Origin of the sequence: Neobittarella massiliensis (ex Bilen et al. 2018), from assembly GCF_014269355.1 — a bacterium.
Lineage (GTDB): Bacteria > Bacillota > Clostridia > Oscillospirales > Ruminococcaceae > Neobittarella > Neobittarella massiliensis.
This window is the reverse complement of record NZ_JACOGI010000001.1, coordinates 1,796,694-1,821,516: the sequence shown is the minus strand read 5'-3', so window position 1 is coordinate 1,821,516 and position 24,823 is coordinate 1,796,694. Positions and strand designations below refer to the sequence as shown.

24 protein-coding genes are annotated in these 24,823 nt (G+C 60.6%); 15 read left to right on the top strand and 9 right to left on the bottom strand.

Annotated features, from left to right (window positions below; translation table 11 throughout):
* Position 1 precedes the first annotated feature (1 nt).
* On the top strand, positions 2-532 hold the full coding sequence (locus tag H8K20_RS08290; protein WP_105204838.1) for a 2-oxoacid:acceptor oxidoreductase family protein: 531 nt from the start codon (positions 2-4) through the stop codon (positions 530-532).
* 828 nt (positions 533-1,360) lie between these two features.
* On the opposite strand, the gene H8K20_RS08285 is transcribed toward H8K20_RS08290, so the two are convergent.
* A complete protein-coding gene (locus H8K20_RS08285; protein WP_186488066.1) occupies positions 1,361-1,759 on the bottom strand; it encodes a heavy-metal-associated domain-containing protein in 399 nt (132 codons plus the stop codon).
* A gap of 251 nt (positions 1,760-2,010) precedes the next feature.
* Here H8K20_RS08285 and H8K20_RS08280 point away from each other — a divergent pair, with 251 nt between their 5' ends.
* Positions 2,011-2,874 (top strand): TraX family protein, encoded by an 864-nt coding sequence (locus tag H8K20_RS08280; protein ID WP_186488065.1) that lies wholly within the window; start codon positions 2,011-2,013, stop codon positions 2,872-2,874.
* A gap of 167 nt (positions 2,875-3,041) precedes the next feature.
* On the opposite strand, the gene H8K20_RS08275 is transcribed toward H8K20_RS08280, so the two are convergent.
* From H8K20_RS08275 to H8K20_RS08250, 6 genes are all read right to left on the bottom strand, one after another.
* On the bottom strand, positions 3,042-4,025 hold the full coding sequence (locus tag H8K20_RS08275) for a nucleoside hydrolase (protein WP_105204833.1): 984 nt from the start codon (positions 4,023-4,025) through the stop codon (positions 3,042-3,044).
* 40 nt (positions 4,026-4,065) lie between these two features.
* Positions 4,066-5,055: a nucleoside hydrolase gene (locus H8K20_RS08270; protein ID WP_154867477.1), complete on the bottom strand. Its 990-nt coding sequence runs from the start codon at positions 5,053-5,055 to the stop codon at positions 4,066-4,068.
* A gap of 262 nt (positions 5,056-5,317) precedes the next feature.
* A complete protein-coding gene (locus tag H8K20_RS08265; RefSeq protein WP_178089869.1) occupies positions 5,318-5,530 on the bottom strand; it encodes a type II toxin-antitoxin system antitoxin in 213 nt (70 codons plus the stop codon).
* Position 5,531: 1 nt separating this feature from the next.
* Positions 5,532-6,557, bottom strand: a complete 1,026-nt coding sequence (locus H8K20_RS08260; RefSeq protein WP_186488064.1) for an SPFH domain-containing protein — start codon at positions 6,555-6,557, stop codon at positions 5,532-5,534.
* 159 nt (positions 6,558-6,716) lie between these two features.
* A complete protein-coding gene (locus H8K20_RS08255; protein ID WP_207721476.1) occupies positions 6,717-8,354 on the bottom strand; it encodes a glycosyltransferase family protein in 1,638 nt (545 codons plus the stop codon).
* A 140-nt stretch (positions 8,355-8,494) separates the two neighbouring features.
* Positions 8,495-9,529 carry a threonine aldolase family protein gene (locus tag H8K20_RS08250; protein ID WP_186488062.1) on the bottom strand — a complete coding sequence of 345 codons (1,035 nt, stop codon included), beginning with the start codon at positions 9,527-9,529 and terminating at the stop codon, positions 8,495-8,497.
* Between the two features lie 249 nt (positions 9,530-9,778).
* On the opposite strand from H8K20_RS08250, the gene H8K20_RS08245 reads away from it, so the two are divergent.
* Positions 9,779-10,684 (top strand): sensor domain-containing diguanylate cyclase, encoded by a 906-nt coding sequence (locus tag H8K20_RS08245; protein ID WP_186488061.1) that lies wholly within the window; start codon positions 9,779-9,781, stop codon positions 10,682-10,684.
* Between the two features lie 105 nt (positions 10,685-10,789).
* Here H8K20_RS08245 and H8K20_RS08240 read toward each other — a convergent pair whose 3' ends face one another.
* Entirely contained in the window at positions 10,790-12,127 is a 1,338-nt protein-coding gene (locus H8K20_RS08240; protein WP_186488060.1) for an esterase/lipase family protein, read from the bottom strand.
* Between the two features lie 313 nt (positions 12,128-12,440).
* Here H8K20_RS08240 and H8K20_RS08235 point away from each other — a divergent pair, with 313 nt between their 5' ends.
* Positions 12,441-13,409, top strand: coding sequence for a cupin domain-containing protein (locus H8K20_RS08235; RefSeq protein WP_186488059.1), 969 nt, complete (start codon positions 12,441-12,443; stop codon positions 13,407-13,409).
* 247 nt (positions 13,410-13,656) lie between these two features.
* Here H8K20_RS08235 and H8K20_RS08230 read toward each other — a convergent pair whose 3' ends face one another.
* Positions 13,657-14,013 (bottom strand): helix-turn-helix domain-containing protein, encoded by a 357-nt coding sequence (locus H8K20_RS08230; protein WP_207721475.1) that lies wholly within the window; start codon positions 14,011-14,013, stop codon positions 13,657-13,659.
* Between the two features lie 219 nt (positions 14,014-14,232).
* On the opposite strand from H8K20_RS08230, the gene H8K20_RS08225 reads away from it, so the two are divergent.
* The 11 genes from H8K20_RS08225 to H8K20_RS08175 all read left to right on the top strand — a co-directional run bounded on the left by H8K20_RS08225 (position 14,233) and on the right by H8K20_RS08175 (position 24,822).
* Complete coding sequence (locus tag H8K20_RS08225) at positions 14,233-14,439, top strand: hypothetical protein (RefSeq protein ID WP_186488057.1); 207 nt, start codon at positions 14,233-14,235, stop codon at positions 14,437-14,439.
* Positions 14,440-14,478: 39 nt separating this feature from the next.
* A complete protein-coding gene (locus H8K20_RS08220) occupies positions 14,479-16,764 on the top strand; it encodes an AAA family ATPase (protein WP_186488056.1) in 2,286 nt (761 codons plus the stop codon).
* 306 nt (positions 16,765-17,070) lie between these two features.
* Positions 17,071-17,496, top strand: a complete 426-nt coding sequence (locus tag H8K20_RS08215; protein WP_186488055.1) for a hypothetical protein — start codon at positions 17,071-17,073, stop codon at positions 17,494-17,496.
* 70 nt (positions 17,497-17,566) lie between these two features.
* Positions 17,567-17,986: a phage tail terminator family protein gene (locus H8K20_RS08210; RefSeq protein ID WP_186488054.1), complete on the top strand. Its 420-nt coding sequence runs from the start codon at positions 17,567-17,569 to the stop codon at positions 17,984-17,986.
* Between the two features lie 120 nt (positions 17,987-18,106).
* Positions 18,107-19,438: a phage tail sheath subtilisin-like domain-containing protein gene (locus H8K20_RS08205; protein WP_186488053.1), complete on the top strand. Its 1,332-nt coding sequence runs from the start codon at positions 18,107-18,109 to the stop codon at positions 19,436-19,438.
* 16 nt (positions 19,439-19,454) lie between these two features.
* On the top strand, positions 19,455-19,913 hold the full coding sequence (locus tag H8K20_RS08200; protein WP_186488052.1) for a phage tail tube protein: 459 nt from the start codon (positions 19,455-19,457) through the stop codon (positions 19,911-19,913).
* A 12-nt stretch (positions 19,914-19,925) separates the two neighbouring features.
* Entirely contained in the window at positions 19,926-20,345 is a 420-nt protein-coding gene (locus tag H8K20_RS08195) for a phage tail assembly chaperone (RefSeq protein WP_186488051.1), read from the top strand.
* A gap of 181 nt (positions 20,346-20,526) precedes the next feature.
* Positions 20,527-22,710 (top strand): tape measure protein, encoded by a 2,184-nt coding sequence (locus H8K20_RS08190; protein ID WP_186488050.1) that lies wholly within the window; start codon positions 20,527-20,529, stop codon positions 22,708-22,710.
* A gap of 11 nt (positions 22,711-22,721) precedes the next feature.
* Complete coding sequence (locus tag H8K20_RS14215) at positions 22,722-23,372, top strand: LysM peptidoglycan-binding domain-containing protein (RefSeq protein ID WP_186488049.1); 651 nt, start codon at positions 22,722-22,724, stop codon at positions 23,370-23,372.
* Entirely contained in the window at positions 23,369-24,319 is a 951-nt protein-coding gene (locus tag H8K20_RS08180; RefSeq protein WP_186488048.1) for an XkdQ/YqbQ family protein, read from the top strand. The genes H8K20_RS14215 and H8K20_RS08180 overlap by 4 nt, the downstream gene beginning before the upstream one ends.
* Positions 24,319-24,822: a DUF2577 family protein gene (locus tag H8K20_RS08175; RefSeq protein ID WP_186488047.1), complete on the top strand. Its 504-nt coding sequence runs from the start codon at positions 24,319-24,321 to the stop codon at positions 24,820-24,822. The genes H8K20_RS08180 and H8K20_RS08175 overlap by 1 nt, the downstream gene beginning before the upstream one ends.
* Position 24,823 lies beyond the last annotated feature (1 nt).

Here is a 24,823-nt window from a genome sequence, read left to right as displayed (position 1 = left end):
GATGACCCACAATATTTTGCTGGCCGGCTTTGGCGGTCAGGGCATCCTTTTTTGCGGCAAAGTATCGGCTTACGGCGGACTGATGGCCGGTAAACAGGTGTCGTGGCTGCCTTCGTACGGGCCCGAGATGCGCGGCGGCACTGCCAACTGCAGCGTGTGTATCTCTGATGAGCCTATCGGTTCGCCGTTGGTGCTGGCACCGGACCTGCTGCTGGTCATGAACAAGCCTTCGTACGACAAGTTTATTCATACCGTTACCCCCGGCGGTACGGCGGTGGTAGACAGCACCCTGATCGCTGACCGCGACGAGGTAGAAGGGGTGCACATCCACTATGTGCCCGCCACCGCGCTGGCCGAGGAGCGGGGCTTAAAGGGGCTGGCCAACATCGTGCTGTTGGGCAAGCTGCTGGGGGAGACCCAGTTCCTCACTCTCGATGAGATCAAAAAAGGTATCGAGAAGAGCGTTCCGGCCTCTAAACAACATCTGGTCGAGAAAAACTTTGAGGCCATCCAATTGGGCATGAGCCTGTAACAGAAAAAAGAGAGAGCCGGCGGACCCGAAAATGGGCCGTCGGCTCTTTTTATTTTAGGTGGCGTGCTGCCGCTACCTGCTCGGTCGGGCCTATTGGGTACCGGGCGTTTGACCCGACGCGGCACACCAGCAGGGGGCTGACAAAATGGGGAGAAGGACACTGGTGCCGACAGAGGCGGCTGGCACACCACAGCAGGGTCGCGGCGCGATCTGGCAGCCCGTGGACCAGTGCTCAGGCGGATACGGGACACAGCTGGCCGAGTTCGGCGCACAGATCAAACGGCAAGCCCGGCAGCAAGCGGATCAGCTTCCCCGGAGTGACGCTAGCACGGGGTGTACAATGCAAACAGCACGGCACTGATCGGCACCGGTCGATCATGAGCCGGCGTCATAGACGGCAGCCAACAGATAGAGGCAAAAGTACAGACTCTCCACAGGTGCGGTGAACACCAGCTGGCCGGGCATTGTGTGTACGGTGTGTGCCCCCATCAAAGGGGTGAAACAGCACCGATATTAGCGCCAGAACCAGTACAGATTCAGACCGGCAACAGCCAACAGCGCTCGCCGCGGCGGGTGCTGCCGGGCCCTGCCAAGCTCGAGACCGGGCCGACTGCTCTGCGGGGCGCACAGCCAGAGCGCACCGGCCAGAAGCCGGCGATAGGCAGTGTTTTGGACGGTGGCGGCCACCGACCAGACCAGCTGCCGGGTGGCGGGCAGCGCTATGCCGGTTACCGCCGTATAGCCGGTTTGCGGCAAGAGAGCCGTCAGTCGGCGGCGGCGCCTACAGCGGGAGGCAGGCGCCGGAGGTACTGGGGTACTGGTAGGGCCTTACTGGCTGGCGAGTGGCGGCTTATTACCGGAGCTGGTATCGGTACGCAGGGCATACCCTGCTTTGGCTACCGCTTGGCGCAATACCCCGGCAGAGAGCGGGCGTTTGGTGTGTACCACTGCCTGCTTTTTTCCCAGGTGGACCTGGGCGTATACCCCATCGATGCCGTTGAGCGCATTCTCGACCCGGACGGCGCAGTTTTTGCAGGTCATGCCCTCTACGGCAAAGGTGTGGCTGTACGGGTAGTGCCGCAGGTCGCGGTCGGCCACCGGCGTGCGCTGTACGCGGCTCTGGTCGCCGCCAGCCCCACAGCAGCCCGAGGCCAGCTTTTTACAGTAGTGGCGCACAGCAAATACAGCCAGCAGCAACAAAATGGCGCAGATGATGACAGTAGGCATAATCGGTCCCTCCCAAATGATGATCACGGTGGTTAGTTTAAGCTAACTATTGCCTAAAAAGAACAGCGCACGGCGGCACTTGACAATAATAACTATACGCCCGGCCCGCACTGCTGTCAAGTGCTGTGCCGCCGGCTGCGGGTATGAAGGGACATTTGACAGGCGCTGCCCCAGCGGGTACACTGGGGAGCAGTGCCCGCACACCGACTTCAAGGCCTGTGGAGCGGCAAAATTGAGAGGAGCGTTGTGGCATGCAGACGACACAGATCGATACTGCCGCGGCGGCCGGCATCCGATCAGCGGTGGAGCAGCCGCTGGATGCGCCGCTGGTGCGCGGATTTTCTGGCGCCTTTTTAAAAAAGCTGGCCATGGGCCTGATGGTCATCGATCACCTGGGGGCTATACCACTGATGGCACTGGTGACAGTATGGGGGCAAAAAGGCTGGCCCGGCCTGATGTGGCTGGTACAGGTGAGCGGCTTTTTTCGCGCGGCGGGGCGATTGGCGTTCCCCATCTTTTGCTTTTTGGTGGTGCAGGGATTTACCCACACCCGCAGTTTTGCCAAATACGCCGGCCGTTTGGCGCTGTTTGCGCTGCTCTCGGAGATACCGTTCGACTTGGCTGTAAACGGGCGCTGCTTTGACTGGAGCGGGCAAAATGTGTTTTTTACACTGCTGTTGGGCCTGGTGGCAGTGTGGTGGCTGCGCCGTTTTGCCGCTCAGAAATGGCTGGCAGCCGCCGGGCTGCTGGCCTGTATGGCGGCCGCGTGGCTGATACGATGTGACTACAGCTTTTTGGGGGTGGCCCTGATCGCGCTCTTTTATCTGCTGGCCGACCGGCCGCGGCTGTTGTGGCCGCTGGCGACCATACTTTTGCTGGTGGGCAATGTGGCGCTCTATTTTGTCAGCGGCTTTTTGCCCGGCGACCCGCTGCCGCTGACTTTGGTGTTTTCACTGGGTAGCGGCATCACCGAGAGCACGGGAGCGCTGGCTTTTGCCATCCTGCACTGCTATAACGGCCAAAAGGGGCGGCAGGGGCACGGCTTTTACCTGTTTTACCCGCTGCAGTTTTTGGTGATGTGGGGGCTTGCACTGCTGGTGCAGCTGCTGGCCTGAGCGATGAAAAAAAGGAGTGTCGCGGTCATGACCGGCAGCGATGACCGCGACGTCAAAAGAGCCGGGGCTGCAAACAGCAGTCCCGGCTCTTTATCGCCTGTGGATCGTTTGTGAAAGAAGGTTAAGTAGTTGCCCGACAGTCGGCAGAGCGCTTGAACGGTACTTCTTTAGAACGGGCAGGTCTTGAGGATGGCTTTGACCATCGTGCGGAATTTTTCGCGGTCAGCGTGCAGGGCAAAGTAGCAGTTGGGCGCGTCTTTGTCGATCTTCTGGCGCATATCCAGACAGGTCTGGCCATCGGCGTAGCCGCCGGAGATATCGACGTGGCAGTTGACGTGTACCACTTCGGTGAGCACACTGGGATCGAGCAGAGCGCAGACGGCCAAAGCGTCGTGGATGGGAGCGCCGCCAAACGCCTTCATGTCGGCGTCGTTGGCATAGCCCTTGATGCGCTGTTCCACCAGGTCGGCCACGGCTGTAGCGGCGGTGTTCTGGTACGAGCGCAGCTCGGCTACATCCTCTAAATTGAGGTAGGTCTCGTGGGTGGCGTCGAGCGGGACCAGCGTGACTTTGCAGCCGGCGGTGAGCACGATCTCCAGCGCCTCGGGATCGACCCAGACGTTGTACTCGGCCATGGGGGTAGTGTTATTGACCAGGTAGCCGCCGCCCATGATCATGATCTCCTCGATCCCCTGCACTACGCGGGGGTCGCTGCGGATAGCCATGGCGATGTTGGTCAGCGGGCCGACGGGGATGAGCGTGATCTTTTCCTGGGTGTGTACCAGCGTGTCGATGAGCCACGGCACAGCGCCCACAGGCTCTTCTTTTAAGCTGGTCTCGGGGAACGGGAGATGGTCGCCGTGGATCAGCGAGGTGACACCGGTCATTTTGCCCTCACGCCAAGGGATATTGGGCTTGCGGCCGGGGGTGAGCGTGGCGACCATGGGGTATTCACAACCCTTATATACCGGCACATCCGACTTCATCAGCTGTTTTACCCGCAGGGTATTGTCGGTGGTGAGTTTTACCTCCCGATTGCCGTTGACCGAGCACAGGCCCAATACCTCGAACTCAGGGGACAGCAGCGACAGGATGATGGCAACGGCGTCGTCCGAACCGGTATCGACGTCTAAGATCACTTTTCTAGGCATAAGAGTGTTCCTCCTTTTATCTGCATCAGAGCGGTGTGTTTTACCGGGTGGCTTTTTTCATGATAGCCAGGATCATATCTTTAAACTTCTCGCGGTCGGCGTGCATGGCAAAATAGCAGTTGGGACCATCTTTGGTGGTGCGCATACGGCGGTCCAGGCAGGTCTGCCCATCGGCGTAGCCGGCGGCGATGTCCACATGGCAGTTGACGTGCTCTACGTCTACCAGCACGGTCGGGTCGATGAGCGCACAGACAGCCAGCGCGTCGTGGATGGGGGCGGCGGCGTACTCTTTCATATCTACATCGTTGGCGTACCCGCGCGAGCGCTTTTCAATGATGGCGGCCACGGCGTCGGCCGTCTTGGTGCCGTAGGAGCGCAGCACCTCGGCGTCTTTGACGGTGAGGTAGGCCTCGTGGGTGGCATCGAGCGGGACCAGAGTGATCTTGCAGCCGGACTGCAGCACCACTTCCATCGCCTCGGGGTCGACCCAGATGTTGTACTCAGACACCGCCGACGAGTTGTTGGTGATAAAGCCGCCGCCCATGATCATGATCTCCTCGATGTTCTCGCAGATACGGGCGTCTACGCGCATAGCCATGGCGATATTGGTGAGCGGGCCCACGGGGATGAGCGTGATCTTTTCTTTGGTGTGCAGCAGCGTGTCGACCAGCCAGCTCACCGCGCAGGTATCCTGCTCTTTTAGATCGGTCTCGGGGATCTCGAGGTGATCGCCGTGGACCAGTGCCTCGATACCGGTCATCATACCTTCACGCCAGGGGATATTGGGCTTGCGGCCGGGTTTTAAAGTGGAGACCATGGGGAACTCGCATCCCTTAAAGACGGGGATCTGGGGCATCCCCAGCAGATCGAGGACCCGCAGCGTGTTGTCGGTCGTAAGCCGTACCTCGCGGTTGCCGTTGACGGTACAGATGCCGAGGACATCGAATTCCTCGGGTGACAGCAGCGCCGTGATGATGGCGACGGCGTCGTCCGAACCGGTGTCTACATCCAGTATGACTTTTCTGGGCATAAGAGTGACCTCCTTAAATTCTGCGGCTGGGTGCCGCTTGACGTTCTCTTGGGAGCAGCTCGCCCCTTCGAGTACCAGTATAGTGAAATCGGCAGTTGTTACAAGGACATGTGTCCCAGCTTAAGATATTTGTGCAGATAGTATATCTGATGCGGCGGCAATTTGGCTGTCCTCTACATGCGACATGCACCGCCCCTGTGCAGGGGGACCGACGCGCGGCCGGTACACAAAAAAGAGCCCCACCGTACGGCGGGGCTCTTTTTTACTCGATATCCAGTTCGGGCGGCACATCCAGCTCGTCAGAGACGTATTTGCCGTTTTTCTTGCGCTGGCGCACGCATTCAGAGAGCAGGTACTCGATCTGACCGTTGACCGAGCGAAAATCGTCTTCGGCCCAGGCGGCGATCGCATCGTACAGTTTGGCGGAGAGTCGCAGAGGCACCTGCTTTTTGGGCTGTTTTTGCACGGCAGCCATTTTAGTACAGGCTTCCCGAGTTGACGATGGGCTGGGTGTCGTGGTTGCCGCAGAGCACCACCAACAGATTGGAGACCATGGCGGCTTTGCGCTCTTCATCCAGCTCTACGACCTGATTTTCGCCCAGGCGCTCTAGGGCCATCTCGACCATGCCCACCGCGCCGTCGACGATCATTTTGCGGGCGTCGATGATGGCTGAGGCCTGCTGTCGCTGCAGCATGACGGCGGCGATCTCCGGCGCGTAAGCCAGGTAGGTGATGCGGGCTTCGATGATCTCGAGCCCGGCTTCGGCCACCTTTTGCTGGATCTCGTCGCGGATGCGGGCGGCTACGATCTCGCTGGAGCCGCGCAGGCTGCCCTCGTCGGCCACCCCGTCGCCGGTGGTATCGACGCCCGGGGCGATATCGTAGGGGTAGATGCGCACGATGTTGCGCAGGGCGCTGTCGCACTGCAGCGAGAGGTACTCTTTAAAGTTGTCGACACAAAATACCGCTTTGGCGGTGTCGACCACCCGCCACATGACGGCGATGCCGATCTCTACTGGATTGCCCAGGCAGTCGTTAATCTTTTGGCGGCTGTTGTTGAGGGTCATGATCTTTAAAGAGATCTTGCGGTTGGCCAGCTCGGCCCCGGTGGCCGAGACAGCGGCGGTGTTAAAGATCACCGAGTTTTTGGCGCTGCCGCCGTCCACGTCGCCGCTCTGGCTGAGTTTGGTCTTGGCGGCCGGGTTGACACTGGAGCAGAAGGGGTTTACAAAGTAAAAGCCCTCACTCTTGAGCGTGCCGATGTATTTGCCAAACAGGGTGAGCACCAGCGCTTCTTGCGGTCTCAATACCTTTAGGCCCAGCAGCGGTATCCAGCCCAGGCTCAGCCACAGGATACTCACCACCAGCAGCACCACCCCAAAGGCGCCCGGCAGCAGCATACCGCCGCCCACACACCCGGCGACCGCCAGCAGGTACAGCACCACGGTCACCAGCAGCACGGCCATACCGTTTTTCTTGTTTTGCAGCACGATCTCTTTCACGGTAGTTCCCCCTTATACAGATCATTTCTGTTTGATATTATTATGATATCACTACAATATATATGTGTCAACGACTTTTTGGGAACTGGGAGAGATATTTTGACGCAAAAAAACGACACCGACTCGGTGTCGTTTTTTTGCGTATTGTATTGCGATGACCTACCAATTGCAGCGATGAGGCCGCCGTTTTCGCCTGCAAAACAGGCAAGCACAGATCGCAAGCACCGCCAGTGACGACCCGCTGATAAATAGGCTCACCTTTTGAAGCGTGGTCCCGGTGTAGTCGACGGTCACTTCACCGCTGGGAAGACCGCCCATATCCAACTCGATGAGCGCGTCAGCTCCCCGAAGGACGGGGAGCTCGTGCTGCTGTCCTTTTTCGTCGGTGAGGTAGGCAGTATACCCTTTGTAGTAGATCAGCGGCACATGGCAGGTATGACCCTTTTCATCTTGCCACAGAAAATTTAATCGCACCCCATCTCTCACAAAGGCGATTTCTTCTGAGAGGTCGGTTGAGATGACCGTTTGCTCTTGTTTGAGCAGTTCCTGAGAGATAGAGGCAGGGAGCCATTCGTTGATCGGCGAATCGGAGGAGTGGAGGATCTCGGGCGTGTAGTTTAACAGTGGCCGGTCACTGACATATGTGGACAGATACATATAAGAGCCAAGCAGGCTGACGGCGATGACGCCGATGAGGGCGAGCTCGCGCACCTGCCGCCGGTGATATTTTGTGTGGAGGACCAAAGCAATGGCGACGGCTAAAAAGAAAGTGGCCATACTGAGAAAGCGCCATGGGAACTGGATGTTATTGAGATATGGCCGCAGCAGATCCCACGGCATGAGAGCGGTGGTGAAAAATAGGGAGAAAACACCACCGATCAAGAAAAACCAGAGCGCTTTTATCTTTTTGCGCAAAAAGATGAGCGACACGCAAAGAATGACTACCGAAATACCGATTGTAAAGCGGGATATCAAAAAAGGATCTTTTGCCTCGATATGGGACCAGGAATGGTGGAAAGCTAGGTCGTGCGCCGTGATAAGCTCTAAAAATGGCAGCCAAAAGAAACAGGTAGTCAGGGCGACGGTACCCACAGCATAAAATAAAGATCTGATCTTTTTGAGCGTAAAGACATGTGTACGGGTGAAAAAAATGCGCTTTATATAGATCAGACAGAGCAGCGTACACAAAATTGCCGCGATCACCAAGGTAATACTGTGGCAGAGCATGAGACCGGCAAAACCGATTGCCAAATACCACCATTTTGCAGCATCTTCCCACACGAAATCGTACAGACCATATACGACGAGAGGGATAAATACAAAGGCCTGTATTTCTCCCAGCGCGGCGCGCACATATAAGTTGGCTAAAAAATAGGAGGATGTCGTGTAGATGAAGGCAGTCACAAGGCCGCAGTAGCGGCTCTTACCGATTTTTTTGCCACAAAAATAAGCGGACCAGTAGGTGCCGGCGATGCAGATCATCAAAAAGAGCTTGTAAGACGTTTCGACCGAGAGCCCCAGTATCCGCAATACTGCCGGGATATACAGAAAGGTCTCGGGATATCCCAGAGGGATCGCCAATCCGTAGCTGTTGAGCATAAAGGGATTGATGCGCACGAGGAAAGCCCCGGACAACAGGCCGTCTTTTATACCCTCGATCCGACCTAAGTGGACGAACAGGTCATCACCGTCGTAAACACTGCCGAGTACCATCGGGATCATTACAAAGGACAGCGCCAACAAAAAAACGGCAAAGACAAATTTGCGAGATGGTCTACCTCTGCTTTTTCTACACATAAAACCTATTACCCCACATATCTGAAAGTGTTCGCATTTGCACATGACACGACCCTGTGCACCGACACCCATCACTTTGACTGAATTGTTTGAGGCAGCCGGTGACAGCGCCATCTGTATTTTTTTGAGCAGGCGCTATGCTACAGGGCGGCGATGTCTGCGCAGAGGCTGTCGACATCTGTTTCTGTGGTGGCCCAGCTGGTGCAGATACGCACTGCGCTGTGGCGCTCGTCTACACGGCCCCAGTAAGAGAAGGCGTATTTTTGCTGCAGCGCCGTCAGCGCCTCGTCGCTGAAGATGTAAAACAGCTGGTTGGTGCCGGTGACCACCAGCGGGGGGATACCTTTTTTCTGGCAGGTGGCGGCGATGCGGTCGGCCATCTCTACGGCGTGGCGCGACAGCTGGAAGTACAGCCCATCGGAGAACAGCGCCTCGAACTGCAGGCCCAGCAGTTTACCTTTGGCCAGCATGCCGCCGCGCTGCTTCATCAGGTAGCGAAAATCGGGCAACAGCTGGGGGCGGCACAGCACCAGTGCCTCGCCAAGCAGCGCCCCCTGCTTGGTGCCGCCGATATAAAAGCAGTCGCACAGCGCGCACAGGTCGGCCAGGTCGAAGTCGCATCCGGCGGCGGCCAGCCCGTAGCCCAGGCGCGCCCCGTCGATATACAGGGGCAGATGATTTTTACGGCACACCTGGTACAGCGCCGTCAGTTCGCTTTTTTGGTAGATGGTGCCCAGCTCGGTGGGCAGCGAGATATAGACCATGCCCGGCTGTACCATGTGCTGGTGGGTCTCGTCGTGCCAGTGCTCGTCCAGGAGCGCCTCTACCTGGGCGGCGGTGATTTTGCCGTCGCTGCTGGGGAGCGTGAGCACCTTGTGGCCGGTGGCCTCGATAGCGCCGGTCTCGTGGACGCCGATGTGGCCGCTGGCGGCACTGATGACCCCCTGATGGGGGCGCAACAGACCGGAGATCACCGTCAGGTTGGTCTGGGTCCCGCCCACCATAAAGTGGACCTCTACCGGGGCGCCGCCGCAGGCCTTACGGATGAGAGCCCGGGCGCGGTCGCAGTGGCTGTCCTCCCCGTAGCCGGGACACTGCTCCAGGTTGGTCTGCTGCATGAGTTCCAGAATGCGGGGGTGAGCCCCTTCGCTGTAGTCGCAGTTAAAACGGATCATGTGGTGTTCCTCCTGTCGTTGCGGTATGTTTGGCTGTTTTTTAGCATACCCCATAGGGAAGAGGACTGTCAACTTGCCGCAGTACCGATATAAGTGGAGCTATACCATCTTTTTATCAGCTATTTATATACTGTGTATATATTAATGGAAAATAGCTGGCATATATAAGCGCACACTGTTATAATGAAAACGAAATATGCGCCGGGAGCAGAGCACAGCGTCCCCGGTGGCCAGGCGGGAGGTGTGCGTTTGCTCGAATCACTGCGGCGCTATAAAGAGCGTTTTACCATCGCCATGCGGGCGGCCGGCATCTGCGTGTACGAGGTGGACCTGAAAAACCAGCGCTATACCTTTTTTGAAAATGCAGAGGCGATCTTTGGAAAAGACGGCGACACGATCTTGCGCGATGTGGCCGCCTTTAGCGATCTGTCGCCGCAGGCATACTGCCGTGCGGTGTCGGGTTACTTCTCCCACCCCGACGACCACCCCACCGTGGCGCGCGCATTTGCGGCGGTGCTGGCGGGGCAGCCGGCCTCGTATCAGGCGCGCATGTGCGCCGGTGACGAGGACTATACCTGGTGCAAGATCGATGTGGTGCCCATCTTACAAGACGGGGAGCCCGCCTTTATGGTGGGGGTGGTCTCGAATATCGACCCGCTCAAGCGCCGGGCCGACTTCTTTGAGACAGCCGCCCACATGGACCCGCTGACCGACCTGTATAACCGCCGCTATGGGGAGGCATATATCGAGCGTGTGCTGCGCCGGGAACCCGGCGGCCCCCACGCGCTGCTGCTGGTGGACCTGGATGCTTTTAAACAGCTCAACGACACCCACGGCCACACCGCCGGCGACGGTGCGCTCAAGCAGGTAGCCGACCAACTGCGGACCGCTTTTGGGCCCGAGGCGATGATCGCCCGCTGGGGCGGCGACGAATTTGTGGTGTTTGCCCACGGGACCGAGTGGTGCGGGGAACTGTCGCGGCAGATAGACCGCTTTTTAAAAGACCCGCTGCAGTGGGGGGCCACCAAGAGCATGGGGTTGGCCCGGTGGCCGCAGCACGGAAAAAGCTATCAGGCGCTTTTTAGCGCTGCTGACGCCGCGCTGTACCAGGCCAAAAAGCGCCGCAGCTGCTGCGTGGTGGCGGGTCCGCAGTGAACGGGCAGATAAGATAGAACAGATAGATGTGATCAGCGCCCCGGGCGCCTTCTTACAGAGGAGGTGCCCGGGGCGCTGTTTGTGATGTACATAGTACGGCAGGGGCTACAGGCCCCGCGCCTTTAGATCTCTGACAAGACCGATATAGAACTCGCGCACATCGAAACCGGGGATATCTTCACGCATAAGATCGATCATGTCGCCGTGGGAGATGCCCCGCTTGCCGTCGGCGCGCAGACAGCCTAAAAATTTGCCATATTGGGCGGACGGCAGGGCCACCAGACCGTCGTTTTCGGCCCGGTCATATTTTTTGACCAGCCGGTAGCTGAGATTGAGCGGCGGGGCGGCACTGCCCGGCCTTTTCATCACCGACATCGCGCTCTGGTACAGAATACCGTCGCTGGCGGGCATCTGCTGGGCCAGCTGGGCGCAGCGCCGGGCAGTTAGGTCCTGCACCCCGGCCATAAAGTCGGGGTCGTCATCGCCCAGTTTGGCAAACAGTTTGTTGTAGCGGGTGGCGATAAAGCGCACCAGACCTCCGGGCAGCTTTTTTAGCAGCACCTGGGCAAACACACAGCCCCGGTGCGGGGTGTTGATGGTGGTGAGCGAGGCGACCCGCGGCGCCAGCCCCAGACAGCTGATGGCATAACGGGCATCGAGCCCGCCTTTGGAGTGGGCGATGATATTGACCTTTTCGCAGCCGGTAGCCGCTACGACCCGCTCGATCTGCCGGGCCAGTTCGGCGGCGCTGCGGGCCACGCTGGCGGCCGATTGCTGCTGCCCGTAAAAGATGGTGGCCCCATTTTGAATGAGCGCTTTGGGGATGCGGCCCCAGTAGTTTACGAGCTGCCAATCTCTGAAAAAGATACCGTGCACCAGCAGCAGCGGGTAGCGGGTGGCACAGACCTGGCTGTCGCGGCGCAGGACCTGCAGTTGGGCGCGGGCGGCTTCAAACCGGTACTCGGCCTGGGCCAGCGAACAGGCCTTGATGAGCAGCAGCGGACCGACCACCGGCACCCACCAGCATAGCAGGAGCAGCACCCGCCAGAGGATGCGCAGCCGCTGGCAGGTGAACATCAGCCGCAAAAAGCCGTTTGTAAGCAGTGCGGCCACCAGCAGCAGTGACAGCGCGATCGCCCCGATGCGCCGCCCCAGTGAAAACAGGTGTTTCCAGCGGGTACAGGCCGACACGAGCAGCACCGGCTGCACCAGCAATACCGGGCAGGAGAGCACCAGCAGCTCGCGCCCGCCCATCATGACCTGCAGGCGGCCGCCTTCGGGCAGCCTGCGGGGGCGGATGTGCAGAGCCAGATAGAGCGCCGTCAGCAGCGCGGTAAAGGCGATATGCAGCCACAGCGGGCCACCGGCCAAGCCCACCCACAGCGGTGTGTTGATGAGCGATAACAACCCGGCTGCCGCCAGTGCCCGCTTTGCTGCCAACATGCTTTTGAGCTCCTTTCGGTGACGCGCTTTGCGCTGTATCGATAACCATATTATAGCACTTCGCAGCGCGGCTGGCAAAACAGGAGCTGCGGATCGGTGTGGTGCTGGGGCCGGGCAGCGCGGCGAGGGATGGGCGAAATATGGGGTGAGGGGCGTTTTTAGGCGGTGGACGCAGCTGATAAAGCCGCCGACAGCTGCGCTTTTGCCGCAGTTGCCGACGCGGTGTGTAAAAGCGCGACGCACCGCCGGTACCGCCGCTGCCGCCGAGACATAAACTGGAGTGCTGTCAGCACATAGGAAAGGAGATAGCGATATGCCCAATCACCACGAAGATGTATTCTTCACTAATATCCGCTGTAACTGCCACCAGGATGAGGAGAACCTGGAGGACTGCCCCGACCGCCACTGCGACTGCTACGAGGAGTTCCCGGTGGAGCGCCCCGAGCCGGAAGAGCCGGGCTGCGGCTGCGGCGGCAGACCCGATCACGACCACCATCACCGCCCGGACGGCGGCTGCGGTGGGCGCCCTGAACCCGAGCCGGAGGAGCCGGGCCGCGGCTGTGGCGGCAGACCCGATCACGACCACCATCACCGCCCGGACGGCAGCTGCGGTGGGCGCCCCGAACCCGAGCCGGAGGAGCCGGGCTGCGGCGGCAGACCCGACCACGACCACCATCACCGCCCCGACGGCGGCTGCGGTGGGCGCCCTGAACCCGAGCCGGAGAAGCCGGGCTGCGGCTGCGGCGGCAGACCCGACCACGACCACCATCACCGCCCCGACGGCGGCTGCGGCGGACGCCCTGAACCCGAGCCGGAGGAGCCGGGCTGCGGCTGTGGAGGCAGGCCCGAGCCTGATCCTGACCCCGACGAGTGCCCCGATATCCACTGTGATACCGACCACGGCCCTGGGCCGTATGTGGCCAACATCGAGACCGCGGCACAGAAAAACTGCGATTTCCGCACTGCTTACTGGACCGGCGAGTACCTGCAGATGACGCTGATGTCTATTCCGGTGCGCGGCGATATCGGCTTGGAGATGCACCCGGATACAGATCAGTTTATCCGCGTAGAAGAAGGAATGGCCACCGTTAAAATGGGCAGCTGCCGCACACATATGACCTACCGCAAGCAGCTCTACAGCGGTTACGGCGTGTTCGTCCCCGCCGGTACCTGGCACAACATCGTCAACACCGGCCGCCGCCCGCTGAAGCTCTCGTCTGTGTATGCGCCGGTACACCATCCCCGCTGCACCGTACACCCCACCAAAAAAGACGCCCAGTAGAGCGCCTTCTGACAGCAGACCAGGGGCGCCGGCGGGCGCCCCTACATAACCGGGCATATCTGCACTCGGCGGCGTGTAGCACTGCGATACAGCAAATACAGCGCACACCGCAGGATAAGGCCGACAGCTTTTTAAAGGCTGCCGGCCTTATTGGCGTAAAAAAATACCCCGCCGCGCGGCGTAGCCGGCAGACGGGGGGAGCGCGCAACAGCGCGAGCTGGGCGTGGCGCACCGATAAAAAGGTGGCTCACGGCTGTTCTTCAGACAGTTTTTTACGCATATATCGGGCCATTTCTAAGAGCATCTGCTTGTCGCGGTCGGTGAGCTGGCGGCTCTCATTTAAAAGCGCATAGGTAAAATCGTCGCAGGTGATATCGTCTGGCGACTGGGCGGTGGAGACCGGGTCGCCGGGGACGGTGCCCCCCATGAGATAGTCGGCGGTGACCCCAAAATAGGCGGCCAGCTTTTGTACGGTGGCGCCGCTGGGAGTGGAGCCGTTTTTCCACTTGACGACGGCAGTGCGGCTGAGACCGTTTTCCTCGGCCGCACGGGAGGGGCTGACCCCTTTTTGTACACACAACTGGATATATAGATCATAAAACACCGAGATCGCTCCTTCTATTCTGGATAAAGCGCTGATGTTTACCAAATTCACCAAAAATGCTTGACTGATTACTAAAGTTAACATATACTGCCAATAGATGGTGAATTTGGTAAACAAAACGTAGTGGACTCATGCCTGTTAATGGGATACATGAAACTACTTATCAGTATACGGGATGTGTTTACCGAAGTCAACTTTTATCTAGAGAGGAGAGAGGATATGCCAGCAGAGTGGACGGCAGAAGTGATCGGAGAAATGCACCGGTATGGTATTACCGGTATCGAATTGGCCCGACATCTGGGCATCAGCCCCAAATATTTTAGTGCATTGATCAACAGCCGGCGCCAGCCTCGGCAAGCCGAGGACACCGTGCGCCGAGGACTGGAGGAACTGATCGCTGCCCGGAGAAAAAAGGGGCGGCTATAATGCATGCGAACGGCAGGTATCGAGAGAGGGGGGAAAACTGTGCGACAGGAACTGACAGGACTGCTGGCGGCCATCGATCCGGCGGCGCTTACCTACAGTGAGTGGATACAGGTGGGCATGGCGCTAAAAGAGAGTGGGGGAAGCGCGGATGACTGGGACCGATGGAGCCAAGGCGACCCTGCGCGCTACCGGCCGGGAGAATGTATGCGCAAGTGGCGCTCGTTTCGCGGGGCGCCCAATCCGGTCACCGGCGGTACGCTGGTGCGTCTAGCTCGCGAACAGGGCTGGTGGCCGGGAGCGAGCTGCCGGGCAGGAGAGGTACCGGCTGGAACGGATGTTCTGGAGCCGGGCGGTGCGACAGCTGACAGCGAGCGGCGTACCGCTGACAGACAGGCGTCGGAGCAACGCTGCCGGGCAGGAGAGGTACCGGGTGGAACGGCTGTTCTGGAGCCGGGCGGTGTGGCAGCCGACAGCGAGCAGCGAAATGAACACGGAGAGTTTTTGCCGTCGCGGCATTGGGACCCGGCCGCCCAGCTGATCGAGTACCTGCGGGCGCTGTTTGAGGAGGGAGACCGGGTAGGATATGTGACCGAGAGCTGGGAGCGCGATGGCCGCTACCTGCCTACCAAGGGCCGCTTTGACCGCACTGCCGGCGAGCTGTGCCGGGCGCTGGAGCGCTGTGGGGGAGATATACAGTCGGTGCTGGGCCGCTATCGGCCCCAGGCCGGGGCCTGGATACGCTTTAATCCTCTGGACGGCAGAGGGGTAAAAAATGAGAACGTCGCCGCCTACCGGTATGCGCTGGTCGAGTCGGACACGCAGGATCTTGCGCGGCAGTATGCAGTCATCAAGGCGCTGCAGCTGCCGGTGGCCTGCCTGGTGTACTCGGGCGGAAAGAGCTTGCATGCGGTGGTGCACATCGGGGCCGCAGATGCGCGGCAATACCGCCAGCGAGTGGACGAGCTGTACCGGGTGTGCAGGGAAAACGGGCTGGAGGTGGACCGGCAGAACTGCAATCCCTCCCGCCTGTCGCGCATGCCGGGAGCGGTGCGCGGCGGTCGTCGACAGTGGCTGGTGGCCACCCACATGGGACGAGCCGATTGGGACCGGTGGCAGGCTTTTATGCGGCGGGGCGACGACGGTCTGCCGGAGACGGAGACGATCGCCAGCCACTGGAACGACCTGCCGCCGCTGTCGCCGCCACTGATCGAGGGCCTGCTGCGGCAGGGCCATAAGATGTTGTTGGCCGGACCCAGCAAGGCCGGGAAGAGCTTCGCGCTCATCCAGCTGTGTATCGCTATTGCCGAGGGCCGAGAGTGGCTGGGCCGCCGCTGTGCGCGCGGGCGGGTGCTGTACGTGAATTTGGAGCTGGACCGCGCCAGCTGCCTGCACCGGTTTTACGATGTGTATGCTGCCTTGGGCTGGGCACCGCAGGGGCTTGAGAACATCGACGTGTGGAATCTGCGGGGCCACAGTGTGCCTCTGGATCAGTTGGTGCCCCGACTCATCGAGCGCAGTGCCGACCGGGCTTATGCGGCGGTGGTCATCGACCCCATCTACAAAGTCATCACCGGCGATGAAAACGCCGCCGACCAGATGGCCCACTTCTGCAACCAGTTTGACAGTATCTGCACCCAGCTGGGCTGTGCGGCGGTGTACTGCCATCACCACTCCAAGGGGGCGCAGGGCGGAAAGCGAGCCATGGACCGGGCCAGTGGCTCGGGCGTGTTTGCCCGCGATCCCGATGCGCTGCTGGATCTGATAGAGCTGGGGACAGGCGATGCGCTGCGGCGGCAACTGGCGGCCCAACTGCGGCGAACGGCACTGGGCGAGCAGCTGGCCCGCTGCGGTTGGCATGGACAGGAGCAGGATGAGGAGCAGCTGCTGCAGTTGGCCCAGGGGCTTTTGCCGCCGGAGGAGTATCGGCGCCTGTGCAGCCAGCTCAATCGGCTGCAGCTGGCGGCACAGACAGCTACTGCCTGGCGCATAGACGCCACGCTGCGGGAGTTTGCCAAGCCACCGCCGTTGGATGTGTGGTTTGCCTACCCGGTGCACGAGGCCGACACCACCGGCGTGCTGGCGGCGCTGCAGCCCTGGGAGGTCCTGCCCGGGCGGCGGACGTCCTCTAAGATCGACCGGACCCAGGCGCGGCAAAACACCGTGGAGGAGGCCTTTGCCGTCTGCGGCAGAGAGGGCCGGGCGGCGGTGCGCGATATGGCGGCCCACCTGCAGGTGACCGAGCGCACGGTGCGCAACCGGCTGAAGGAGCACGGCGGCTTTTTGGTAAAAGACGGTCAGGTACGCCGGCGGCCAATAGACAGATGAGCGGGGAAAGAGGGAAAAAACGGTCTTTTCCGACCGGAAAAGGGAAAATACGCTGTTTTTACGGTCTGATAGGGGAAAATGTGGCTTTTACCTGGGCGTGGGGGCATGGAGACCCTTTGGGGGAGTGATGGAAAAAATCCCCCCTAAAGGGGGCTTTTCTGCCGGGACCGAGAAAAGCGGGGCGGTCACAGACCGGCCGCCCCGCCTCTCTCGCCCGGCTGGCAGCTGCGCGCACAGGGGGCAGATGACAGACGACGGCGGCGCACCGGCCGATGCGGCCGGCGCCGCGCACAGGAGGTGTATAGTTTGACCGGTAAGGAGAAAGCGGCATACCTGTCGCGGTACAAAAAGCTGGAGCGGCACCTGGATCAGAAGGTGGAGGAGCTGGCGCGGTGGCGCAGCCGGGCCGAGAAGGTGACGCCCCCGCTGCTAGGCGCCGGTGATCGCCAGACCGGAGACCGGGTGGCCTTTGCGGTGGAGAAGATCATCGATATCGAGGAGGAGATCGCCGCCGATATGGCGCAGATCAGCGGGGTGCGTGAGGGGATCAGGGCGGCTATTGCGGCGGTGGACGACGACGTTTTGCAGACACTTTTGTACTACCGGTACATAGACGGCTGTACCTGGGAACAGATCGCAGCGCGCATGTCTTACAACTACCGCTGGGTGTTGCGGCTGCACGATCGGGCGCTGGAACAAGTGGCCACACCAGGCCACATCGACAGGTGCTAAACTGTAAATTGCAAGGACAGCCGAACGGGACCGGGCACACGAGCAGCGGGACCGCAGGGAGGAAAGACAGATGACGGCAAATGAGATCGTACAGGCGGTGGCGCAGCGGCTGCAGCAGCTGTACCCCGACGGCCGGGTGCACACCCAGCCGCCGCCGGCCGAGACCGAGGGCGAGATGTATGTGCACTGTACCCGGCAGAGCCGCGAGCAGGGCCTAGGGCGGCGATGTATCGACACCTTCACCATCGAGGTGCGCCGCTACCAGACGGCGCCCGGAGGGACCGCAGCAGGCGATTGGGCCCAGGCGGTACTCGATGAGCTACAGCTGTTGACGGCAGGACAGACGGTGCTGCACCTGCGTGACCGGGCGGTGGCCGAGACGGCGTACGGCAGCGCCTTTACCGCGACGGTACAGCATAACAGCACCGAGCGGCAGGACGGCGGCAACGAGATGGCCGCTCTGGACCAGAGCACACACGCGCAGCTGTGAGCGGCGAAAGACGATTTGGCAGGAGGCGCCCCGGCTGATACCGGCGGCGCTCAGCGGGGGCGGGGGACTTGAGCGCCCGACACCGCGGCATATACAAAAGAGAGAGAAAGGTGTGATCACATGCCCATCGGAGGCGGAACATTCAGTGCCCAGAACAAGGTATTACCGGGCGCGTACATCAATTTTGTGGGGACCAGACAGGGGGCCAACATGGGGGCCCGGGGCACGGCGGCACTGCCGCTGGCGCTGAACTGGGGGCCGGAGGACGAGATCATAAAACTGGACGCGGCGCGCTTTTCCCGCGATGCCCAAAAGCTGCTGGGCTACGGCGCCAACGCCCCCCAGCTGCTGGCGGTGCGCGAGTGTCTGAAACGGGCTTTGACCGTGATGCTGTACCGCGTAAACGGCGGCGGCCAGGCGGCCACAGCCACTGTGGGCGGTCTGGAAGTGACGGCTAAATACAGCGGCACCAGAGGCAACGACATCGACGTGGAGATAGAGTCCGCGCAGGGCGAGTACCGCGTGATCACCTATGTGGACATGCAGCAGGTGGACGTGCAGCAGGTAACTGCCGTGAAACAGCTGGTGCCCAACGACTACGTGATCTTTGCCGCCGCGGCCGAGGGCGAGCTGGCCGCCGCGGCACCCACCGGGCTGACCGGCGGCAGCGACGGCATCGAGAGCGCCGACAGCCACGGCGAATTTTTGGCCAAGCTATCGGTGGAGAGCTTTGCTGCAGTGGGCTACCTGGGCGCTGACAGCGACACCAGAGACCTGTATGTGGACTTTGTGCGCCAGATGCGCGACACCGAGGGCAAAAAGGTGGTGTGTGTGATGGCTACCGGCGACCGCTACACCATTGACCACGAGGGGATCATCGCCGTGGACAACGGCGTTGTTCTGGAGAGTGGGGAGACGGTGGACAAGTACGGCGCCGCCGCCTGGGTACTGGGCGCCACCGCCGCGGCCGGCGTGAACGAGAGCCTGACCAACATCGCCTATGACGGGGCAGTAGACGTGGACGTGAAATTTACCCCCAGCCAGTATGAAGAGGACATCAAGGCCGGCTACTTCCAGTTTTACAGCGACGGCAGCCAGGCGCGGGTCGTCTCGGACATCAATACCCTGCACACTTTTACCGCTGATCGACCCGAGGGCTTTGCCTCGAACCGGGTGATGCGCGTGCTCGACGGCTGGGCCAACGACATCGCCCGTATCTTCGGCGCGTCTTACATCGGCCGCATGACCAACGACGCCACCAGCCGCGAGCTGTTCAGGGCCGACCTGGTATCGCTGGGCATGCAGTACCAGTCGATCGCCGCCATCAGTGAGTTCGACAGCGACGAGATCCAGGTGAGCCAGGGCAGTGGCAAGCGCGACGTGGTAGTCACCTGCGCCCTGAAACCCAACGACAGCATGGAAAAATTGTACATGACTGTGACTGTATCGTAAAAGAGGGGGAAAAGATATGGCTATTTTAAACGCACAGGACACCATCTCCGGCAAGGAGGGGCGCGCCTACGCCAAGATAAACGGCAACAACGAAGAGCTGTTTTTTGCCAAGACCATCGAGGCCAATGTGGAGAAGGCCAAGGCCGAGGTAAAGGTGATGGGCAAGCGCATGACCGGCCACAAGACCATCGGCATGTCGGGCACCGGCTCGATGACCATCTACTACCTGTCGCCGCTATTTCGCTCGCTGCTGGGGGAGTATAAGGACACCGGTCGCGACCTGTTTTTTGACCTGGTCATCGAAAACGACGACCCCGCCTCAGCGGCCGGCAAACAGACCGTGCTGCTGATGGGCGTGAACTTCGATACCACCGTGCTGGCCATGTTGGATGCCGACAGCGAGGACCCGCTGCAGGAGGAGATCGAGTTCACCTTTGAGGACTTTGATATTTTGACTGCCTTCAACAAATTTTAAGGGGGACTTTACATGAGCGCACTGGAGCAATTTTTACTCAGCGGCGAGTTCGAGGACCAGCAGCAGGAGATCGAGGTGCGGCTGTCTGACCGCTTTAAATTTCCCTTTAAGGTGCGGGCGCTGACCCAGGAGGAGAACAAGACCATCCGCAAATCGTGCCAGCGCACCACCATCGACAAAAAGACCCGCCAGAAGGTCACCGAGACCGATACCGACCTGTATACCGACCGCCTGATGGTGGCCAGTACCGTAGACCCCAACTTTAAATCGGCCGAGCTGCAGGAGCGCTTTGGCGTGCGCGACGGTAAGGCCGAGAGCCTGCTGGGGGTGATGCTGCGGTCGGGCGAGTACACCGCGCTCATGGATGCGGTGATGGAGGTAAACGGCTACAAAGATGATGTCAACGACCTGATCGAAGAAGCAAAAAACTGATCGAGCAGGGAGACGGAGAGGCCAATTTCGCCCACTACGCTCTACAGCGCCTGAAGATGAGCCCTGACGACCTGGTGCGAAAGCCGCTGCGCGTCAGGGCTTTCATCTATGCCTCCATCTCCCTGCAGATCGAAAATGAGAAAAAACAGGCCGCCAAGGCCAAGCGCAGGAGGTGACGCAGATGAATCTAGCAGGGGCAGCAGGCCAACAGGACTGGATAGAAAACCGCCTGCAAAACAGCGACAAGAGCAATATGGCCGCCAAGATGGACAGCGCGACGGCCAAGCTGGGCCGCGCGGCAGCCAAACAGAATGTGGCCGCCGCCAAAGAGAACAATTCCGCCGCCAGGCAAAGCGAGTTGGCGGCCAAGCAGAACGCCGCCGCGGCCAAGCAAAAAAAGGCGGCTGTCGGGCAGAACACCGCCGATAAAATGGAGAACACAGCGGCCAAGCAGGAGCAAAACGAACCCAAGATACCGACTGCGCTGGAGCAGTTTTCGAAGGCAAAAGACATGATGGCCGGAATGTATGGCGAGGCCGAGAAACAAAAATCGGCCTGGAAGATGATCAGCGAGACGGCGAGCTCGCTCAACCTGGGCAAAAATCTGAAGAGCGCTGTGGCCCAGACCGACGCCTACAACCAGAGCCGGGCCCAGCTGCAGATGGTCAACGACGGCCTGCAGAGCCAGGAAGAGCTGCAGAAGATGGTGTACCGCGCCGCCCAACAGAGCAGCGGCGAGTATGTGAAGATGATGGGCACCGTGGCCAAGCTGGGCCAGGTGGCCGGCAGTGCTTTTGGCAGCAGCGCCGAGCAGGTGAAGTTTGTCGAGCTGATGCAGAAGTCGTTTACTATGGCGGGCACCGACAGCGGTCAGCAGCAGGCGGTGATGGACCAGCTGACCGGTGCTCTGGGCAGTGGCAGCTTGGGCGGCGGCGACCTGGATGCACTGATGGCCAGCGCCCCGGCGCTGGTACAGGCCATGAGCGATTTTACCGGCAAGAGCAGCCAGGAGCTGCAGGTCATGGCCGCCCAGGGGGGCCTGTCGGCCCAGCTGGTAAAGGACTCGATGCTGACCGCCGCCGACGAGATCGACGCGCGCTACCAGCAGATGCCCACCACCTTTGGCGGGGTGTGGACCCAGATACAAAACTACGCAGTGGAGCGCTTCGGCGCGATCATGGAGAGCATATCGGCCTTTTTGGGCAGCGACGCGGGGCAGATGCTCATCAGCGGGATTATAGAGGCCATCGACTGGCTGGCCGGCGGCATCGAGATGGTCGTTGGTTTCGTGATGGGCATGGCGACTATCATCTCGGAGAACTGGGCTGTTCTGGCCCCCATCTTCGGCCAGATCGGCGATGCCATCGGCATACTTATCACCTGGATGGTGCTGTGGAAGATCGCCACCATCGCGGTGGCGGTGGCCCACCAGATCATGAGCATGTCCATGCAAAACAACGCCCTGACCTGGATCCTGCTGGTCATCGCCGTGGTCATCGTGATGATCATGAAATGGATACAGTCGGTGGGTGGGCTGCAGGTGGCATGGCTCATCTGCGTGGATAAGGTACTGACTGCATGGGACGCCATGAAGATCAGCGCCAAGCTGGTGGCCAACGCCGTACTCAACTTCTTCACCTATATGGGGCTGGGGTTCAGCGCCATCGCTACCGGCATCCAAAATGTCGTCGGCGATATGAAGGCCGGCACGCTGATGATCTTACAGAACATGATCAACGGGGCCATCGACCTCATCAACAAATTTATCGGCCTGCTCAACAAGATCCCCGGGGTGAGCATCGAGACCATCGACCACGTGACCTTCGGCACCGAGGCCAAGCTGGAAAATGAGGCCGAGAAACAGGCCCGCAACCAGGCGCTGGAGAACAAGCGCGCCAAGGCCCAGGCCGACGTGGCGGGCCGCCAGGCCGAGCTGGATCAGATGGTGGCCGAGGCCAGAGCATCGTCTGCCGAGCGCAAGGCGGAGATCGACCGCCTCAAGGCCGAAGCCCAACAGGATAAAGTGGATATATTTGGCGGCATAGAGGACCAATTCGGCGGTGGCGGTACCCATTTTGGCGGCGGCGGTGGCGGCCGGGACTTTGGGCAGGGGATACCGGTGGCCGGCGGCAGCATCGACGAGGTGGGCAAGATACGCGGCGACGTAAATATCGCCGACGAGGACCTGCAGATGCTGCGCGATGTGGCCGAGATGCGCTTTGTACAGAACTTCGTCACCCTGACGCCCACCGTGTCGATGAGCGCCCAGATCAGTGAGCGGGTAGACGTGGACAGTGTGATGGTGGCGCTGGAGCGACAGCTGGAAGAGGAATTTGCCGCCGCGGCCGAGAGCGTTTACGCATAGGGGGTGTATGGGTGTACAGGATCTATCTTTTACTGGGCAGCACCGAGTGGGAGCTGCCGGTGCTGCCGGAAAAGCTGGAGGTAAAATCCCCCGGTGAAAACAGCACCACGACCGTACTGGAGACCGGTGAGATCAACTGCCTGCAGAAAAAGGGCCTGCGCGAGGTGGTGCTGGAGTCGTTCTGGCCCCGCCGCCGCATCCCGCTGGTGAGCGCTAAAACACTGCCCGAGCCCATGGATTTCGTGCGGGCCATACAGGCCTGGCGGGACCAGAAAAAGCCGCTGCGGCTGCTGATCTGCGGCACCGACCTGGATATAAACACCAGCATGGGCATCGAGTCGTTCGAGTACAGTGAGAAGGGCGGTGAACCGGGTGACATCTACTACAAGCTGTCGCTGCGGGAGCACCGCGCCTACGGGCCTAAAAAGGTACAGCTGCCCGCCCCGTCGCAAAAGCCGGTGGCCACGGTGCAGCAGCCTGCACGCCCGGGCGAGGCCCAGCGGCCCCGGAGCTATACCATCGTCTCGGGCGACACGCTTTGGGGCATTGCCAAGCGGTATTACGGTGACGGGGCCAAGTGGCCCACCATCTACCAGGCCAACGGCGACAAGATCAAAAACCCCAATCTGATCTACCCGGGGCAGGTGGTGGTGATCCCGTGATACAGATTATGTACCAAAACGTAAAGACCGGCGCCGCCCACGACATCACCGACCTGGTCAGTGCGGCTACCTGGCGCACCCAGCGGTCGGGCGCGCCGGCGTCGCTGGAGATGACGCTGCTGCGCGACGCGGCGGTGCAGATCGACCACGGCGGAGTGGTGACGGTGAAGAGCGGCGGTACCGGCCTGTTTTACGGCTATGTATTCAAGTACAGCCAGAGCGAAAAGGGCGAGATACAGGTGACCGCTTACGACCAGACCCGCTATCTGAAGAACAAGGAGACCTATGTGTTCACCGGGGTGCGGGCCGATCAGATCGCCGCCCGGTTGGCGGCGGATTTTGGCATCAGCACCGGACAGCTGCAAAATACCGGCTATGTCATCTCCTCGCTGGTGATGGACAACAAGACGCTGTTTGACATCGTGCTCACCGCCCTGGACCACACATTGGTGGGGACCGGCGAACTGTACTATCTGTGGGACGATTTTGGCAAGCTGCGCATCTCCAATGTGCGGGACACCATCTTGCCGCTGGCCATCGGCGACGGCAGTTTGGCCACCGGCTACACCTATACCAGCGACATCGACGGCGACACCGCCAACAGGGTGAAGCTGGTGCGCGACAACAAAGAGAGCGGGCGCCGGGACGTATATGTCTTTCAGGACTCTGACAACATGCAGTTCTGGGGCGTACTGCAGTATTTTGAGAAGGTGGACCAGGAGCTCAACAGCGCCCAGATCAGCGAGCGCGGCGACAACATGCTGGCGCTCAAGAACAGGCCCACCCGCAGCTTTGACGTGAATGCCATCGCCGACCTCTCGGTGCGCGCGGGGCGGATGGTGTACTGCCAGTTCAGCGAGGCAGGCATCGGCGGCTGGTACATTGTGGACGAGTGCAGCCAGGACCTGCTCAAAGAGACCATGAGCTTAAAGATGGTGATGAAATAATGCTGACACAGACGATAAAAAAGGTAGCCCGCCAGACCCAGCAGGCCGCTGACCCCGCCGCTTTTTTGTTTGGGCAGGTGACGTCGCTTGCGCCGCTGACGGTGATGGTGGATAACCGCTTTCCCGTCAGCGCGCCGGCGCTGGTGGTGATGCGTGGATTTCGCGCCGGCGATGAGGTGGACCACATCCACGACATAAGCCCCCACGCCCATCAGGTGCCGGCGGCGGCCACCGACAGTGCAGACCAGCCCGCCCACACCCACCAGGTGCCGGCCGCCAAGACCGAAAAGGCAGAGCCCGGCGACCACCAGCACGACATCAAGGCGCGCGATACCGCCGCTGCCGGGCAGCATGCCCACCGCCACCAGATCGCCGCCCGACAGACCGGGGCACTGGGGCTGCAGACCGCCGGCGGCCGGCATTTGGGCCTGCAGGTGGGTGATAAGGTGGTGCTGCTGCGCAACGACGGCGGCCAACAATTTTTAGTACTGGGGAGGGTTTGAG

What these genes read in the sequence shown, in the direction of transcription:
- H8K20_RS08240 (WP_186488060.1), bottom strand. Translation starts at nt 12,127, where the DNA reads ATGTTGGCAGCAAAGCGGGCACTGGCGGCAGCCGGGTTGTTATCGCTC.
- H8K20_RS08280 (WP_186488065.1), top strand. Translation starts at nt 2,011, where the DNA reads ATGCAGACGACACAGATCGATACTGCCGCGGCGGCCGGCATCCGATCA.
- H8K20_RS08190 (WP_186488050.1), top strand. Translation starts at nt 20,527, where the DNA reads ATGAATCTAGCAGGGGCAGCAGGCCAACAGGACTGGATAGAAAACCGC.
- H8K20_RS08175 (WP_186488047.1), top strand. Translation starts at nt 24,319, where the DNA reads ATGCTGACACAGACGATAAAAAAGGTAGCCCGCCAGACCCAGCAGGCC.
- H8K20_RS08265 (WP_178089869.1), bottom strand. Translation starts at nt 5,530, where the DNA reads ATGGCTGCCGTGCAAAAACAGCCCAAAAAGCAGGTGCCTCTGCGACTC.
- H8K20_RS08195 (WP_186488051.1), top strand. Translation starts at nt 19,926, where the DNA reads ATGAGCGCACTGGAGCAATTTTTACTCAGCGGCGAGTTCGAGGACCAG.
- H8K20_RS08275 (WP_105204833.1), bottom strand. Translation starts at nt 4,025, where the DNA reads ATGCCTAGAAAAGTGATCTTAGACGTCGATACCGGTTCGGACGACGCC.
- H8K20_RS08225 (WP_186488057.1), top strand. Translation starts at nt 14,233, where the DNA reads ATGCCAGCAGAGTGGACGGCAGAAGTGATCGGAGAAATGCACCGGTAT.
- H8K20_RS08270 (WP_154867477.1), bottom strand. Translation starts at nt 5,055, where the DNA reads ATGCCCAGAAAAGTCATACTGGATGTAGACACCGGTTCGGACGACGCC.
- H8K20_RS08235 (WP_186488059.1), top strand. Translation starts at nt 12,441, where the DNA reads ATGCCCAATCACCACGAAGATGTATTCTTCACTAATATCCGCTGTAAC.
- H8K20_RS08205 (WP_186488053.1), top strand. Translation starts at nt 18,107, where the DNA reads ATGCCCATCGGAGGCGGAACATTCAGTGCCCAGAACAAGGTATTACCG.
- H8K20_RS08250 (WP_186488062.1), bottom strand. Translation starts at nt 9,529, where the DNA reads ATGATCCGTTTTAACTGCGACTACAGCGAAGGGGCTCACCCCCGCATT.
- H8K20_RS08200 (WP_186488052.1), top strand. Translation starts at nt 19,455, where the DNA reads ATGGCTATTTTAAACGCACAGGACACCATCTCCGGCAAGGAGGGGCGC.
- H8K20_RS08290 (WP_105204838.1), top strand. Translation starts at nt 2, where the DNA reads ATGACCCACAATATTTTGCTGGCCGGCTTTGGCGGTCAGGGCATCCTT.
- H8K20_RS08210 (WP_186488054.1), top strand. Translation starts at nt 17,567, where the DNA reads ATGACGGCAAATGAGATCGTACAGGCGGTGGCGCAGCGGCTGCAGCAG.
- H8K20_RS08285 (WP_186488066.1), bottom strand. Translation starts at nt 1,759, where the DNA reads ATGCCTACTGTCATCATCTGCGCCATTTTGTTGCTGCTGGCTGTATTT.
- H8K20_RS08255 (WP_207721476.1), bottom strand. Translation starts at nt 8,354, where the DNA reads ATGTGTAGAAAAAGCAGAGGTAGACCATCTCGCAAATTTGTCTTTGCC.